The sequence below is a fragment of the Thalassotalea ponticola genome, assembly GCF_041379045.1.
GTDB classification, from domain to species: domain Bacteria; phylum Pseudomonadota; class Gammaproteobacteria; order Enterobacterales; family Alteromonadaceae; genus Thalassotalea_A; species Thalassotalea_A ponticola.
Genome location: NZ_CP166871.1, coordinates 2,377,979 through 2,393,976, shown reverse-complemented (window position 1 = coordinate 2,393,976; position 15,998 = coordinate 2,377,979). Strand labels below are relative to the sequence as shown.

Annotated in this window: 13 protein-coding genes; 8 read left to right on the top strand and 5 right to left on the bottom strand. The window is 43.2% G+C overall.

The window, feature by feature from the left end; genetic code table 11:
• Positions 1–38: 38 nt before the first annotated feature.
• The gene (locus tag ACAY30_RS10360) at positions 39–980 is read left to right on the top strand and encodes a CorA family divalent cation transporter (RefSeq protein WP_290252094.1); all 942 of its coding nucleotides are present in this window, start codon (positions 39–41) and stop codon (positions 978–980) included.
• Positions 981–1,180: 200 nt separating this feature from the next.
• Positions 1,181–1,591: an N-acetyltransferase gene (locus ACAY30_RS10355; protein ID WP_290252095.1), complete on the top strand. Its 411-nt coding sequence runs from the start codon at positions 1,181–1,183 to the stop codon at positions 1,589–1,591.
• Between the two features lie 115 nt (positions 1,592–1,706).
• Here ACAY30_RS10355 and ACAY30_RS10350 read toward each other — a convergent pair whose 3' ends face one another.
• Complete coding sequence (locus ACAY30_RS10350) at positions 1,707–2,474, bottom strand: CPBP family intramembrane glutamic endopeptidase (protein WP_290252096.1); 768 nt, start codon at positions 2,472–2,474, stop codon at positions 1,707–1,709.
• Positions 2,475–2,909: 435 nt separating this feature from the next.
• Between ACAY30_RS10350 and ACAY30_RS10345 the strand changes: the two genes are divergently transcribed.
• Complete coding sequence (locus ACAY30_RS10345; protein WP_290252097.1) at positions 2,910–3,338, top strand: energy transducer TonB; 429 nt, start codon at positions 2,910–2,912, stop codon at positions 3,336–3,338.
• 198 nt (positions 3,339–3,536) lie between these two features.
• Positions 3,537–4,055, top strand: coding sequence for a hypothetical protein (locus ACAY30_RS10340; protein ID WP_290252098.1), 519 nt, complete (start codon positions 3,537–3,539; stop codon positions 4,053–4,055).
• A gap of 623 nt (positions 4,056–4,678) precedes the next feature.
• Here the strand turns inward: ACAY30_RS10340 and ACAY30_RS10335 are convergent.
• A complete protein-coding gene (locus tag ACAY30_RS10335) occupies positions 4,679–5,527 on the bottom strand; it encodes an ion transporter (protein WP_290252099.1) in 849 nt (282 codons plus the stop codon).
• A 425-nt stretch (positions 5,528–5,952) separates the two neighbouring features.
• On the opposite strand from ACAY30_RS10335, the gene ACAY30_RS10330 reads away from it, so the two are divergent.
• The 3 genes from ACAY30_RS10330 (at position 5,953) to ACAY30_RS10320 (ending at position 9,465) form a co-directional block, all read left to right on the top strand.
• Entirely contained in the window at positions 5,953–7,395 is a 1,443-nt protein-coding gene (locus ACAY30_RS10330; protein WP_290252100.1) for a sodium:alanine symporter family protein, read from the top strand.
• 96 nt (positions 7,396–7,491) lie between these two features.
• Positions 7,492–8,787 carry a DEAD/DEAH box helicase gene (locus ACAY30_RS10325; RefSeq protein ID WP_290252101.1) on the top strand — a complete coding sequence of 432 codons (1,296 nt, stop codon included), beginning with the start codon at positions 7,492–7,494 and terminating at the stop codon, positions 8,785–8,787.
• A 27-nt stretch (positions 8,788–8,814) separates the two neighbouring features.
• Complete coding sequence (locus tag ACAY30_RS10320) at positions 8,815–9,465, top strand: hypothetical protein (protein WP_290252102.1); 651 nt, start codon at positions 8,815–8,817, stop codon at positions 9,463–9,465.
• On the opposite strand, the gene ACAY30_RS10315 is transcribed toward ACAY30_RS10320, so the two are convergent.
• Together ACAY30_RS10315 and ACAY30_RS10310 are read right to left on the bottom strand one after the other, a co-directional pair.
• Complete coding sequence (locus ACAY30_RS10315) at positions 9,455–9,964, bottom strand: hypothetical protein (protein WP_290252103.1); 510 nt, start codon at positions 9,962–9,964, stop codon at positions 9,455–9,457. The two genes, ACAY30_RS10320 and ACAY30_RS10315, sit on opposite strands and share 11 nt — an antisense overlap.
• A gap of 113 nt (positions 9,965–10,077) precedes the next feature.
• The gene (locus tag ACAY30_RS10310) at positions 10,078–12,516 is read right to left on the bottom strand and encodes a tetratricopeptide repeat protein (protein ID WP_290252104.1); all 2,439 of its coding nucleotides are present in this window, start codon (positions 12,514–12,516) and stop codon (positions 10,078–10,080) included.
• A 195-nt stretch (positions 12,517–12,711) separates the two neighbouring features.
• On the opposite strand from ACAY30_RS10310, the gene ACAY30_RS10305 reads away from it, so the two are divergent.
• The gene (locus ACAY30_RS10305) at positions 12,712–14,676 is read left to right on the top strand and encodes a cation:proton antiporter (RefSeq protein WP_290252105.1); all 1,965 of its coding nucleotides are present in this window, start codon (positions 12,712–12,714) and stop codon (positions 14,674–14,676) included.
• A 106-nt stretch (positions 14,677–14,782) separates the two neighbouring features.
• On the opposite strand, the gene ACAY30_RS10300 is transcribed toward ACAY30_RS10305, so the two are convergent.
• The gene (locus ACAY30_RS10300) at positions 14,783–15,937 is read right to left on the bottom strand and encodes a patatin-like phospholipase family protein (RefSeq protein ID WP_290252106.1); all 1,155 of its coding nucleotides are present in this window, start codon (positions 15,935–15,937) and stop codon (positions 14,783–14,785) included.
• Between the last annotated feature and the right edge of the window lie 61 nt (positions 15,938–15,998).

Here is a 15,998-nt window from a genome sequence, read left to right as displayed (position 1 = left end):
CTTAACACAAAAGGTGGCGTTGCAAGTTGGGATTATAAATGAGTACCTTCATTACAACGAGTTGGATGGTTGGTGGTGAACAGTCACACCGGGTAGAGTTGAATTCGGCGCAAGCGAAAACGTGTGATTGGGTTCATGCCGATCGTTCAGCGCCTGAGTTTGCCAACTGGCTAAGCGAGCGCGGCTTTTCAGATTCGGTTATCGAATCGGTTGTTGCCAATGATACCCGTCCGCGATTTCAAATGATTTGCGATGACAGTTTTGTATTAAATTTACGCGGCGTGAACTTGAATCAGGGCAAAACCCCAGATGACATGCTAACAATACGCTTTATCTACACTCCTAAGCAGTTGATTAGCTGCAGCGTGCAAAACTCTAAGGCGATTGATGCGGTCATTGCCCAACTAGAGGTCGGACGCGGCCCGCAAGATATTGAGCATTTATTACTCGAAATTATCAATCAACTCAATATTCGTATCGACGCATTTTTAACCGATGTTGAGACGTTTATCGACCATATCGACGATAATGGCTTAGATCATCGCGACTCGATCGCACTGAATGAAATGCAACAAAAGTTACTGCGCTTAAATCGTTTTTTGAAACCACAAGCATATGCGTTAACAGCGTTTACAAAAGTCGAACTAAACAGCTTTTCTAATTTATTAGTCAATCGCGCCAACCAACTCGACTTTCTTAGTCGTTTAGTGGAAACCATCGATTTTTACTTAGCGCAAATAGAAGTATTAAATCGACATATCGAGCAAATAAACGCAGCGTTGATGAATCGAAACACCTATCTACTATCGATCATTGCCGCGATCTTTTTACCCCTTGGGTTTTTAACCGGCTTGTTTGGTATCAATATTGGCGGCATGCCCGGCGTAGAACATGGGCAGGCATTTTATATCTTTAGCGGGATATTACTGTTGCTCTGTATTATTCAACTATACGTTTTTAAAAGACTCAAATTTTTGTGACACGCAGCACCTCGTGTATCGCAACAGCGACGACAATTGTTATCGCTATTGCGAACGCATGCAAAAATCGGCTAGAGTGCGTTAGATACCGAGGCCTGTCCCTGTGTGAACGAAGACGGCCATTAACGCAAAAGTTAAAGCCAATGTATTGGGGCATGTTGTCGGTATCAAAGAGTGCCTGTGTTTTTGAAGAGTAAGTAATGAAAATCACCGTTGAAACGACGCGACAAGCTGAAGTCGCATCTTTTTTGAGCAAAAAAATCGTCGAATTTAATCACCAGCATTGGACGGTTACTAAACAGCCCTTAGCACTTACCTATCGAGATCAGCAGGGGCAAATTTTAGCCGGCGTATCAGGGGTTACATTTGGCCATTGGCTGCATATAGAGCGCCTTTGGGTAGCTGATAGTCTGCGCGGTAAGGGCATTGGTCAGCAATTGCTTGTCGCTATCGAAGAGCAAGCCAAACAACGCCAGTGCCAGTTCGCATTTGTTGACACCTTAGATTTTCAAGCCAAGCCACTGTACCAAAAAAACGGTTACCAAGTGCAATGTACGCAGCACGACTACCCGTTAGCAGGTAAGCGTTATTATCTAAGCAAAACGCTGTAATCAAATGGCTTTGCGGATGTTAACTGTGATTTTAACAAACCGTGCTTAAGGCTTTAACCAAGGAGTTACAGCTCTAAGCACTGGATCTAACTTCTAGCTTGTTTTTGGGCAATTATTATTTAGAAAACACATCTACTGATTTTCGGTTAATGGCTGGTAAAAATGGAACTGTCAGTACGGCGACGCAAATCATAAATATATAAAAAGTGGTTATTTGATTAGTAAATTCAGGTAATAGAGGCAAATAATTAAACGTTATATTTGCCATGCTATGCATGATAATAGCGATTAACACGCTACCTGTTTTATTGTACAACCAGCCAATAACGATGCTTGCAAGCAAGACCCAAATGGCGAACGTAAAAAAAGACATGTCTTGAGGTACTCCCGTACCAATTAACGCGGCGGGGTAATGCCAAATAGCCCATACACTTCCGACGATTAAGCTGGCGGTTAGCACTGAAACGTGTTTTTGCAATTTTGGCTGCAAGAAGCCACGCCAACCAAATTCTTCTCCTAGTGAAATTAACAAGATAACGATGAGTTGGGGGAACAATTGTGTTGTGCGCAAGGATAACTCAGGTCCACCGAAAAGGTTATGGATAATAATTGCTAAGCCTCCTAGAAACGGAAAGAGCAACATTGCAAAAAACAGCCACTTGAAGTCAAAGCGCTTAGTTAATTGACTAATGAATAGTGATTTAGCCCCATTTTTACCATTATTCACCACGGTTAGTATAAGTGCGACCAAACTCGGAGTGAATACCGCTAGAAAGCTAATATTTAAGTTGTCAGCATTGTAAGCAAGGTAAGATATAGCACTGCTTAGAAGTAAAACACTGAGGGTAAATATTAGAATCTGATTTGTTTTAATTTTTTGCATAATGGTCCTATTTCGTGGCTGTTTTTACTTATTTAAAGCTATTCTTGCAATTAATAGACCATAATGAGTATGTTTGACTCATGCATGAGTTTAACTAGAGGGAAAGGTTTTGCTACGTTTAAAATCGATATGGCCTGTCGCTTAGAGTTAAGACAACTGAAACTTGTTACTCAAATACGATTTTAGCCAAATATGTATGTTAAACGCCCGATTCTGATTCGTTTGCGTTTGTTTGTAATGTGGCGTAAGTTATTGAATAAGATGTAGTCTTTAACGTTTTCTGTGAGCGACCTACAGCCTTTTATAATGTTTGAAAAATGACTATTTCAGTACAGATACCTTCATTTGGCAGCAGAACGAATATTGCTATCCTTTGTTAACTAAAGTGCCGCAGGTATTGAATCACCACCTATAAAAACAAAAAAGGAAAACACTATGATAAGACCACCTATTAACTTTTTGAATGCGCTCACTCATGCCTTGCGAGCAGTTCCTGTTGGAATTGTACTTATGCTCAGTTTATTGTCATTTAACACCTTTGGCGGCGATGTTACTGATGTGTCGGTCGTGAAAAGGGCATTGCCTGTGTATCCTAAGTACGCTATCAAAAACGGCTTAGAAGGCAGTGTATTGGTTAATTTCAGTATAGAAAAAGATGGAAATGTGTCAGATATTCAAGTTGTTGCTTCAGATCTCGATGGCCTTTTTGATGCCACAACCATACTTGGGATCCAGAAGTGGGTTTACACCAAGTCAGCGCAAAAACATCGCAACCAGTATGTAGTTATTGAATTTGCATTATCAGAAAAGCCGGTGGTAACGCAATACGCCAACGTTGAGAGAATTCGAGTCAGAGCAGAATAATGAATTTGCTACCGACATCTTAGACATGAATTTATGAGCTAGCACTTCAAGTGCTGTTATATTAGCCAAAGCTCACGGTCTATTGCTGGCATATTTGTGACGCAGTCAGAAATAACATAAGTTATTGGATAATTGATAGTCGTGAGGGGCTGCTGTGAGCGATTTACAGCCGTTAGACGAGAACGATAATAAATTAAAATGAAAAAATTCAGCCTAAGCATTAAAAGTCACTTCATACAAGCTTGGCCTATCTTTATCATTTTAGGTATTGCACTTTGTACCCCCTATCTTTTTGTATCAGAGTTCGGCGAACAGAGCTTTGGATTTGGTGTCAATGCAGCGTTAATAATTTTTTTTGTCGTCTTTATTCCCCATTCAATTATCCATATCAGATACACACTACTAAGTCGCGGGAAAGAGGTTTCTTTCGATAAAAAGAATAAAGAAATACGATATAAATCTAGAAATTCAGAGCGGATAATTAAACATTCGGATATAAATAATGTACGGATAGTTTTAAATACTGCCCAAAAGAACAACTCACCACAGTGTTTTCCTTGGCAAGCATATAGTTATGCGGTGCTTATATTAAAAACAGGCGAGCAAATTTTAATAACGAGTTTGTTAGTTCCAAATTTAAACTGGCCTTATACCTTTTCATCTATAACCCTAGAGGATGATATATGGTGTTGGGCTCCAAATATCGATAAACTTTAAATAGAACTCAATTTCGATTTTAATTTATTGAAGTAATAGTTTATGGCGGTAATTGGCACAAAGCAGCCCCTCATAGCCACATCAAAACATGCGGAGATCCCGTGTCGTAGCACGGGATGACGGTGCTCTTTTTCTAGCTTCGGCTTATGGCACAAAACGGCCGGTCAAGACACATTGAAACTGAAGGAGATCCCATCCAAAAACATGATGGGATGACGCTGAATTGTTTCTAATTATGTGAGCTACTCTGAATGGCACAAAACAGCCGTACAAGGCACCTTAAAACTGGCAAAAATCCCATCCTCGGTAACTGTTCCATGCGTTGCTCTAGCTCCTGCATCCTTGCAGTCGAAAAACATGATGGAATAATGACACAGGGATGACGCTATTTTTGGGCAAGTGACTCAAAGAGCAAAGCCGTCGTCAGTGGTTTATGTCCCTTGGGAACTTATATCACCTCTAAAATTAGTGCTAAATGGCTTAGTCCACTACCGTTCTGCCATAGGACACCCTAGCACCACCAGCGCAACGGGGTTGTACAGCGAGGCTAATTGGTTATTGTGTTGTGAACAGTCGGCATTGCGCGCAAAACATATACGCAATACCGACCGCGCAACACAGGCTTAAGCCGACTTTGTCACTTTCTCGGTTGCGACATTGTTGCCAGTGTTAGTATTCATGTGCAATGTTAACAGGGCTTTTAGCTCGTGTATTTCGGCGTGTAAATCGGCAATGCTTGGCTCGCCTTGTTGTTGTGCCTTTTCTTTGTTGGCCTTGGCGTGCTCCTCTTCCATCACATTCACGACAATGCCTATAACCATATTTAAAAAAGCAAAGGCCGTAAAAAAGATAAAACTTAAGTAGTAAATCCAACTTAACGGATAAAACTCCATTGTTTCATATTGAATATCAGTCCAATCTTCAAAGGTCATAATTCGAAACAGGGTTAGCATTGATATAGCAATATCTCCCCACAAGGTCGGGTTGATATCTTTAAAGACAAAGCTGCCGATAGCCGCGTAGATGTAAAAAATGATAAACATTAATAACAACACATAACCCAATTGTGGCAAGGCCTTGAGTAAGGAATTGATCAGTACCCGAAGTTCCGGTACGACAGATACCATGCGCAGTACTCTAAACACTCTCACCAAACGCGCAAGTAAGGCCATTTCAGCGTCATTAATCGGAATAAGACTTATAACGACCACTACCGTGTCGAATATATTCCAACCATTTTTGAAAAATGCCTTTTTATTATCATCGGCTAAAAAGCGAATGGTAATTTCAAACAAGAAAAAAACGGTTATAAAAATGTCGAGCAGCTGAGTCATCGAGATCGCGCCTTCCGGCAGCTCAAATGTTTTAGCACCGATTTCTAACGCTGAAATGATGATTACGGCAACCACCGCCATCTCAAACACTTTATTTTCTTTTAACGCAAATAGCTTTTTTTGTAATGAATCGAACATTGTTTTTAACAAGAGAATAAAACAGTCAGTAAACAGGGGGCGTATTATAGCGTTACAGCTGGGTTTTTGGATATGCCATGGCGATAAAAAAATAGCAATTTACGCGTTGCTTTTTACAGCCAAAATGTACGTCACTGAGGGAGCGAGGCGATAGTAGATAACGGCGGAACCAGAATGGTTACACAAGCGATTAATTAAGGACCAATGTTGCAAGAAAATAGTGCTAATTGATAAAAAATACCCAACAAAACAGTGCACGCACAAAAACAATTCAATAAAATATCATTTTGCCGTATCCCTCACTATTATTAACTGCTAGGTACAAGGTGTAATAGTTAATCTTTTACTGTTGCGTCATAGCAGTTATAGTGACTAAACGCGTGCTAACAATTAGCATCATATTTGTGTGTAATTAAGGGCTTGTTTTGTTAACTGAACTTCTTCATTTATTAAATGGCTTACTTGGCCAGTTACTGGTACCGCTACTACTTATTGCCGGTGTTTGGTTTACCTTTAAGTTGAAAGCCATTCAGTTTTTTCACTTTGCGCATATGTTTAAAGTGATGAAAAACAGCCGCGTTACTGACGGTCACGGTATTTCATCATTTCAAGCTCTGTGTACCTCGTTAGCAGCGCGTGTCGGTACGGGTAATCTGATGGGGGTAGCGGTTGCGATATCTATTGGTGGGCCTGGTGCCATTTTTTGGATGTGGTTAATAGCCCTGTTGGGGATGGCAACAGCATTTGCCGAAAGTACCTTAGCGCAACTTTATAAAGAACAGAACCAACAAGGTAACTATCGCGGTGGTCCGGCTTATTACATGTTGAAAGGGTTAAAAAGCCCAGCCATGGCATTGGTTTTTTCGATTTGTCTGTTTATTGGCTACGGCATTGTTTTTTCAACACCACAAGCATACACCATAGCTGAAGCGTTCAATTACTCCTATGGCATTGAGCCAATTATTACTGGGGTAGTACTTACCACCCTGGCCGGTATCATTGTGATGGGGGGAATGAAAAAAATTGCCAGCTTTTCTGAAATGGTGGTGCCGTTTATGGGCGTTGCGTATTTTTTAGTGGCGCTATGGGTAATTTTAACCAATTTAGAGCAAATTCCAGGGGTATTAAAAGACATTGTTTTTTCTGCGTTGGGCTTACAAGAAGCTGGAGCGGGTATGTTAGGTATGGCAATGATGCAAGGCATCCGTCGCGGTCTGTACTCTAACGAAGCTGGTTTAGGCTCGGTGCCGCACGCCGCCGCGGCAGCCTCGCCAAACCCTCCACACCCTGTTTCCCAAGGTTACGTGCAAATGTCGGGGGTGTTTTTTGATACCATCGTATTGTGTACGTGTACGGCGATGATTATTTTACTCAGTGGCATTGAACTCGGTCAAACCTTTGGTATTCAACTGACACAACAAGCGTTAGAAAATCAAGTTGGTTTCTGGGGCAGCGATTTTATCGCATTGGCGATATTTTTCTTTGGTTTCACCTCAATCGTTGCCAACTACGCTTATGCTGAAAATGCCTTACCGTTTTTAAAAATGAATAATAAATGGGGGCGAATAGCGTTTTTGTTGATCTTTTTAAGCATGATTTTCTATGGCTCGATTGCAACGTTAGGTGAAGTGTTAGGGCTTGCCGATTTAGCCGTGGCCTTAATGACGATAATCAACGTCAGTGCAATAGTGTTAATGACCAAAACCCTAGTAACCTTGGCAAAAGACTATAATGAACATATTGATCGCGGCGAGATACCTCACTTTGTTGCGTCACCGGAGCAAGAGCAACAAATGAATTTAACGCCGGGTATTTGGCAACGAGATAATCCGTTGCACAACACACAAGCCAGCACTGACCGCAACTAGCGGCTAACGTGATCAGTATTAACGTGTTAACTATTTTATTATCGTCGCTGACTTTGCTATGCTTGCGCCGATTTTTGACAACAAATTAGGAATGCAATGAGTTTTGACACCATAGGTTTACCAGAGCCCCTGTTAGCTGCCGTAAAAGAGTGCGGCTACAAAAACATGACCAAAGTACAGCAACGCGCTATTCCTGCGGTTCGCAGTGGTCAAGATGTGCTGGTTAGTGCAGAAACGGGGACGGGTAAAACAGCGGCGTTTTCATTGCCAATTATTGAACACCTGTTAACGGCCAAAGCCTCAAGCGTACCAGTGGTTAAGGCGCTGATTCTTACACCAACTCGCGAGTTGGCACAACAAGTGGCCGAAAACATCACGAATTACTGCCGTCATACGCATTTGAAAACCGTCGTTGTATACGGTGGTGCCGGTATGGCTAAGCAAGAAAAAAAACTCAAAGAAGGCGCCGATATACTGGTTGCCACACCTGGGCGTTTATTGGAACACGTACAACTTCGTCACGTTAATTTGTCACAAGTGAAGCACCTCGTTTTGGATGAGGCTGATCGGATGTTGGACATGGGGTTTTTAACCGATATTCAAACGCTGTTGGCGACGCTCAAACATCAGTACCAAACTTGCTTGTTTTCAGCGACGTTTTCAAACAAAGTAAAAACGCTGACCAAGCAGATTCTGCACAATCCGAGAGTGATTGAAACAGCCAAGCAAAATGCCACCAACACCAAAATACGCCACTTTGTTTATCCGGTGCAAGAGCAGCGCAAAAGTGAGATGCTAGCCGAGCTTATTGGGGTCAATAATTGGCAACAGGTAATGGTGTTTGCTGGAACCCGTGACAGTGCCAATCAAATTGCGAAAGAGCTTAAACTAGACGGTATTAAAACCGTGCTTTGTCACGGTGAAAAATCGCAAGGGGCGCGCAATAAAGCGTTGCAAGACTTTGTTGAAGGTCGAGCCCGAGTCATGGTTGCTACCGATGTTGCCGCTCGCGGTATTGATATTCCCGATCTTCAATTTGTGGTCAATTATCACTTGCCATTTTTGCCTGAGGATTATGTGCATCGCATTGGTCGAACGGGGCGCGCAGGTAAAACGGGCACAGCAATCTCGTTATTATCGCCAAAAGATAACAAGTTTTTAGCCAACATAGAGAAGACCATAGGTCAAAAGATTACCAAGGTTCAGTTACCCGGTTATCAATTTGATGCTACCGCCAATGAGGCAAGTGCACCAGCAGATAACGCAAAAACGGGTAAAAATCGTTACCAAGCTCAGCAACTAAAAAATAGAGCTGTATCGAAAAAAACACCGGCTAAAACCAGTAAAAAAGCAACCAAGCCGAAAAAGCGTAGCCGTTACTCAAGCAAGTAAATAAGTGCGCTAAGCGGAGCAAAGATAATGGACTATCAAGCCATAGAGGTACCTTTTAATTATCGCCATACGTGTTGGTTTTGTGGAGAGCCTAGTGCGCTAGAATTTTGCTTTCCACACGCTCACTCTATGCTGGTAGATAACGCGCATCCGTTGATCTCGTTAAACGCTTGCCACGAATGCGTAAGCTTCGCCAAAGCCTCGTCAAAATCGACTATCTTTGATGTTCGAGACGAGGTCAAACAGGCGTTGTTGAGCCGCTATCAAAAGCACTTGGCGATCGGTCAAAATTGGACCCAACAAGAGTTGGCGGAGGCTGAGTTTGAAGGGGGCAATTTTGCAGGATTTGCCAAGAGCGCTTGGTTTGTGTTTGAAGTTGCAAAACAGCGGCTTAATTTTCAAGGCTGGTCGCTCGTTGTCGACGCCCAGGAACTGCACATTGACGATATCAGCCAAGCGTTCACTTTTGATGGCGTACGTTACCCAGATGTGCATCACGCTATCTCATTTTTTGCTAAGACCTTTGCCCTAGAACAAGCGTTTTTAACGCAAATTGTCCATATCTTAGGAAGGCAACGATTCGCTCAGGCCGTGCGCATTGCACGTGGGTGCGTTGATCACACCCCGGCCGAGCGACAACGTTTGTTACGTCAGCTAAACGCCGATATTACTGAATAATAATTACCGGATCGTAACTAGAGCCTTCACAAGCTTTTACAGCAATATCGTAGACGAACGTGCCTTTGTGTTTGACTTTGCAATCAACATTACCGTCGCCATCAGCTTTTAGCGAACAGTCGTCTTTGAACGGCGTTTTTCTATCGGCATTATCCGATGCGGTAAATTGCACTTCAAACTCCTGACTCGGCGATGTCAGCCAAGTAATGTGCTTGTCCTTTTTCGAACAGATACAGTCTTTTTTATCTTGACACGGATTGTTTTCACTGCCAAATTTTGCCGCGCAATTATCAGGATAAATGGCTAACGGCTCAATGACACAATTATTTTCATCAAGGTTGATGGTGATGGTAGTGTTTTTGATTTTATCATCAGCATCGGTTGTATTGGCGTCTTGGGCGTAGCTGACACCCGTTGTTACAAGAGCGGTTAACACAATGATAAGCGCTCGACGGCATGTGGCAATCATCTTTGGTAGTGTTGGCATATAGTGGTTCATATCTAGGGTCCTAGGTGATTTAACCTCGTTATACGTCAGTTGCAATACACCTTAATCTCGTTCAAAACCACGATAGTTGAGCGAATAGGCTAGGTCACAGTTGTTGAGGTTAGTTAATTAAACACATTACTAAGTTGTTCTTTATAGGTCATAAATTGAGGATCTGCCAGTATTAGAGGTTTGGCGTAGCCGAGTTCAATGGCGCTTAGTAAGTGCTGTTCGGCGCTGATTTTATCGTTACAATTGAGCGCTAATATCGCTAATTGGTAATAAATGTACGGATCAGATATTGTTTGGCGCAATACATTTTGTCGATACGAGTCAGCCGCTTTACAGTTACCAAGCTCAGAGTGGTAGCGGCTTATTCGCGATTGCAAAAATAGATCATTTGGGTTGATCATCTCTTTCTTTTTTGCCAGCAATAACGCCGTTTCGTAGGATTCGGTTGCTTTGTGTTGTTGTGCGCTAGAGTATTTATAGGCATCGCCCAAGTTACCCCAAAGCAAATCATCGTCAGGTGACAGCTCCAGACTTTTCAAGTAGGTGGTCGCGGCGTCATCAAATTGCTTATTAAAAAATAGACTCGTGGCCAAATTTGAGTAAAGCATCGCCGTTGGCTCGATGGCCATCGCTTTTGACCAACTGACGCTCGCTTTCTCCCAATCCATTAATAAAAAATACGCGCCACCTAAGGCATTGTGAACAATGGCAACGTCTTCTTTGAGTAATGTCGCTTTGTTAAATTGCTCTATCGCTTGTTGATATTGCCCTTGGTTGTATAGAAAACGCCCGTAATCGTAATAGTTTTGCCAAAAAGTCGGCTCTAGCGAAATCACTTTGTTGAAAATGAGATCCGCCTCGTCAATTTGCTTCTGCTTTTCTAATACTTGCGCTTGGGTAAGTAATACAGGAATAGCGTTGGCGTTGATAGCTAAGGCTTTGTCTATCTGTTGTTGAGCCTGAAGAAGTCTGCCCTCAGTAAAATACAGCTTGGCCAGCGAAACATAGGTATTGACATTGATTCGGGTCACGTTGGCAGTTATGTTACACACTCGCACGCCGCTTTCGTAATGGCTTGTCAGACTGCTCAATAGGTACGCTTCCATATGAGTTTGACACAGCATCGCTGAGGCATCGACAAAATTTGGGTCATACTGAATGGCCTGCTTAAAAAACGTGATGGCGTCATTTAACGAGGTAATACTTTTGCTGTTGCGCAGCTTTTCTTTACCTTGCAAATACGCATCAAACGCATCAACGTTGTTAGTCGATATTTCGGCACTTACTTGATTGCTAGCACTATTAGGGAGTAATAGTTGTAGTGCACTGATGAGCTTGCGACTCAGCTCTTGATAAAGCTCTAAAGCACTGTCGCGAGGGCTGTCAATGTGTTCATTCCAAACTTGAAATCCGGACACTGTATCAATGATTTGGGTGTTAATTCGAACCGAGTTGCCACTAAAATAGGCAACGCCTTCAACGATGTAATGCACCCCCAAGCGACGCTTAATGTCATCAATAGATGCGTTGCTATCTATGCCAGCGGTTGCTCGTAACGAGGCCACTTGATAATGTGGATTTATGCCGATGACATTGATAATTTCTTCCTGTAATTGATTGACTAGGTATTGATTTGTATCGGCTTGTTGTGAGTTGACGGTAAAGGGCATAACGGCTATGGCGTTGGCTGTCACAGGCTGTTCGATGACACTGTTTTTTACCGTATCAAGTTGACCACTTTGCTCTTCTTCGATTCGCTCCATTAAATAACTGGAAACAAAATAAATAACCACTAACACCAGCGAAACAAACACTGAGTCTACGGCCAATTGCTGGTAAAAAAATTTCGATCGCTGTCGTTCATCTATGCGGTTTCTTCGGCGCTTGCGAAGTTCTTTAAACCATTGAAATGAAATCAGTAAGGGAAAACAAACAATCAGTAGTAGAGTGGATAGAATCAACACCCAATTAGGGGCGTGAAAAATGGGGAGGACAACCGACAAAACTTGCAGCATAACCCAGCTAAAAATGACGTACGCGACACTGGCTTTGAACAGACGACTACTTTTGAAGATGGATAAAGTGAGGCTCCATTTGCGTTTTGCCTGCAGTGGTTCAACAGCGTCATCGGTTAGTTTGAAAAAGCTACTCATTGGCTTTTCCTCACTCGCTACCATCATTCGGTAGCCTTTGCGCGGAATGGTCTGGATGAAACGAGGACATTCTTTGTGGTCGCCGAGCGCATGGCGAATTTCACTGATGACGTGCGTTACATTAGCGTAACTGCTACCACCTTCTCCCCAGCCAAAATTCAAGATCGCTTGACGGCTGACCACTTGGCACTGCTGACTAGCGAGAAATACTAATATTTCCATTGCTTTGGGCGCTAAGTGATAGCGGGTACCGTCGCGAATAATCAGCCCTTCATCGGGCTCAACGATAACGTGATTTAAGCAAAAACCTTGGTGCAAGCTTTGCAAGGTCGCCTGATCTATCACTGTATGGAACTCAGCGGCGCTATTTTTTTCATTTTTAGGCGTAGTGTCTGACAATGAGCTGTCTCGTTACGGCATTTTTGGTAATACTAATTATGGTATTTGCGCCAACGTTTGCAATGTTACTAATCTGCTTAGCAATTTCGCTTGGTAACATTGCTTTTAATTGCAGACAAAAATCTTAGTCTGCAATTGAACGTTCTTATGTTAAGGTGTTGTTAACAGGTGACGAGAGAAAAGGGCAATTATTAGGTGTATGAAATATTAGCGCTACTGATTGTGGCCGTAGTATGTGTTTGGCTGTTTAGGCGCGTGAACTTGCCGGCGATACTGGCATACCTCGTTGCAGGTATTGCTATTGGCGAACACGGTTTTAACGTGCTTAACAGTCAGGTTGACTACGATCACATAGGCGAAATTGGTATCGTCTTTTTGTTGTTTACCCTCGGTCTTGAATTCTCCTTGCCCAAACTCATGGCGATGCGCCACTTGGTGTTTGGCGTTGGCCTGAAGCAAGTGGTGTTGTCGATTTTGGCATTTTGGGCGCTGGCGTTGCTATTTAATATGGATAGTAAGTCGGCTTTAGTGGTTGGCGCGGTATTGGCATTGTCGTCTACTGCAATAGTCATACGCCAATTGAATGAGCGAGGTTCTATCAAGCGCAAGTCGGGACAAATATCGGTAGCCATCTTACTGTTTCAAGATATTGCCGTTGTACCGTTGCTGATTATTATTCCATTATTGTCTTCGTCAAATGGTGCATCGATGATGCTGGCGTTATCTCAAGCGTTGCTAAAAGGCGTGTTTGTGGTTGCGTTATTGATGTCTGTTGGCAAGTGGATATTACCTAAAATATATCAACAAATCGCTTCAGTGCGCAGTGATGAATTATTCGTTTTAACCACCTTGTTTGTTACCTTATTTGCCTCCGGCCTCACCCAAGCGTTTGGTTTGTCGCTGGCCTTAGGTGCCTTTTTAGCCGGTATGATGCTTAGTGAAAGCGAATACAAATATCAACTCGAAGCCGATATTCGTCCGTTTCGAGACATCTTGATGGGACTGTTCTTCATTACCGTTGGCATGAAGTTGGATCCGGCCATTTTAATAACTAGCCCGTTGACGATATTGGCCATTGTCGTTGCTTTTATGTTGATAAAATTTGTGATTATCGGCGTTTTAGCGATACGCGCAGGGGAGTCAAGAAAAGACGCTTGGGCGGCGGCGTTTATGCTGGCGCAAATGGGAGAGTTTGGCTTTGTATTGATATCGTTGGCCGATACCCATAATGTGTTAGCGCCACAGCTGAGCTCTTTATTGCTCGGCGCGGGTATTGTGTCGATGGCAATAACCCCTTATATGATTAAACACGCACGCGCTTGGGCGGTTAAATTAGCCTATCGTGAAACGCTTGATGAGCCAGTTGAATCAGTACCAAAACAGCATGCAAAAATCAGTAAACACGTGGTTATATGCGGTTTTGGCCGAGTAGGGCAAACGGTGAGTCGCTTTTTAAAACAAGAAAAAATACCATACGTTGCCATCGATATTGACCCGCTCAGAGTACATGAAGCAAAAGACTCCGGCGAGCACGTATTATTTGGCTCAGCACGGCAAAGCGAAGTTCTCGAGGCCGCTAACATCTCACAGGCACGTTTGGTTGTGGTATCGTATGGGGTGGCTGAACAATCGGTCGAAGTTGTGCAAAAGATTCGCAGTTTATCACACGACGTTCCCATTCTGGTTCGCACCCGCAACGACGATGCGTTGACATCACTTAAAGGTGCCGGTGCCAATGAGGTGGTACCCGAATCCTTAGAGGGAAGTTTGATGTTAGTCTCTCAAGTGCTAAGTCTATCGGGCGTGCCTTTTGCTCGAGTCATTCGGCGTATCCAAGATGAACGAAAAAACCATTACAATCGTTTACATGGCTTTTACCCCGGTGTCGATACGAATATGAGTTCGGAGTCTATCGAGCGTTTGGAGTTTATTCATCCGGTATTGATTCCCGATGACGCTTGGGTAATTGGTAAACAAGTCGGTGAGCTGGATTTAACCCAGCGCCGTGTTGATATTATTGGCGTTCGCCGAGAGCATTACGAAATAACCGATATCGATGCCAAATTTATTATCAAGGCTCAGGATATGGTTATTTTACAAGGAAAACCGCGCCGGGTAGAGCGACTTGAGCGCTTTTTGCAACAAGGCGAGTCGAGCTAATGCGGTTTGTACGATATCTTTAAAAGCGGCGTTGTTGCAACTCAAACAATCTTGAGCGAAGTGCGAGGCGACATTTTAGTGGCTTGATATACGCAAACGCCCGGTACTACAGTTGCAGAAATTCGCGAATTTGCTGTTCTTGTTTCATACCATCTTCAAAGCCGGCGTTGATCAGGCGTTTACAATAATTTTGTTCAAACAAAATATACGACAGTAGGGTAGAGTCAGAGCCTTTACCACCGCCCATCAAGCGTAAAATAACCCGCAGTGCCCAGCGTAATTCTTCGTAGTGTTCATTGGCGATAACGTGGAAGTTTTTACTGGGGTTAATTAAAAATGTATCGATCTGCTTTAACACCGTCTCTTGGCGTTGCTCAGGTTCTATTAATGACAGGGTTCGATTGATGCGTTGTAAACGCTCTAAGTCACTGTTTAAAGCCTCAGTAAAGACCGTATCCATTAAGTGGCCGGCGATTTCAGCGGTCGTTGGCGGCGAATTAAAATCGACCGCTTGGTGCACGTGCTGTATCGGCTGAGCCACACCAATAATAAAAACTCGCTTTGCACCTAAGTGAATCGCGGGGCTCAACGGCGATAACTGATTAACCGAGCCGTCACCGTAATGTTGCTTTTTGATTTTTACTGATGGAAAAATCATTGGTATTGCGCTTGATGCGAGTAGGTGGTCTGTGTGCAAAGTGGTTTGCACGCCGCGTCTTTTTGCCCGCTTCCACGGCGTGATAGATTTGTCAGCCTGATAAAAGCTGATTGAATCACCAGAGGTGTAACTCGAGGCGGTCAAGGCGATGGCCGATAGGTGTCCTTGTGCGATATTGCGGTCAATCCGGCGAAAGTCTACGACCTGATTGAGCAGTTGTCGCAAAGGTTCGTTATTGAGTAAACTAACCGCTTTTTTGGCAGCGTAGTCAGCGCGATAGGTATCGATGATACCGGTGAGAATATGGCCAAAAACGCGACTTGCATTCGAGTGATAAATTTTTGAGGTATGTAAGTTATTCCACACGTACTCTAGTTTTCGAATACCCAAGTGATAACACGACGCATAGCAGGCGATGGTAGTCGCATTAATGGCACCGGCAGAGGTTCCGGTGATGATGGGAAAAGGAATTGAGTGATTGCGTGGTAAAAACTTAGAAATCGCTTTAAGCACGCCTACCTGATAGGCTGCCGTCGCCCCACCGCCGGTGAGTAGCAATCCGGTTTTTCCATCTTTATAAGTTTTTTTTTGCTTACCAGCCATGCTCTGCCATGTGACGTTAAACGGTCATCTTATTTGTTAACTATGTGCAAACTTTATGACG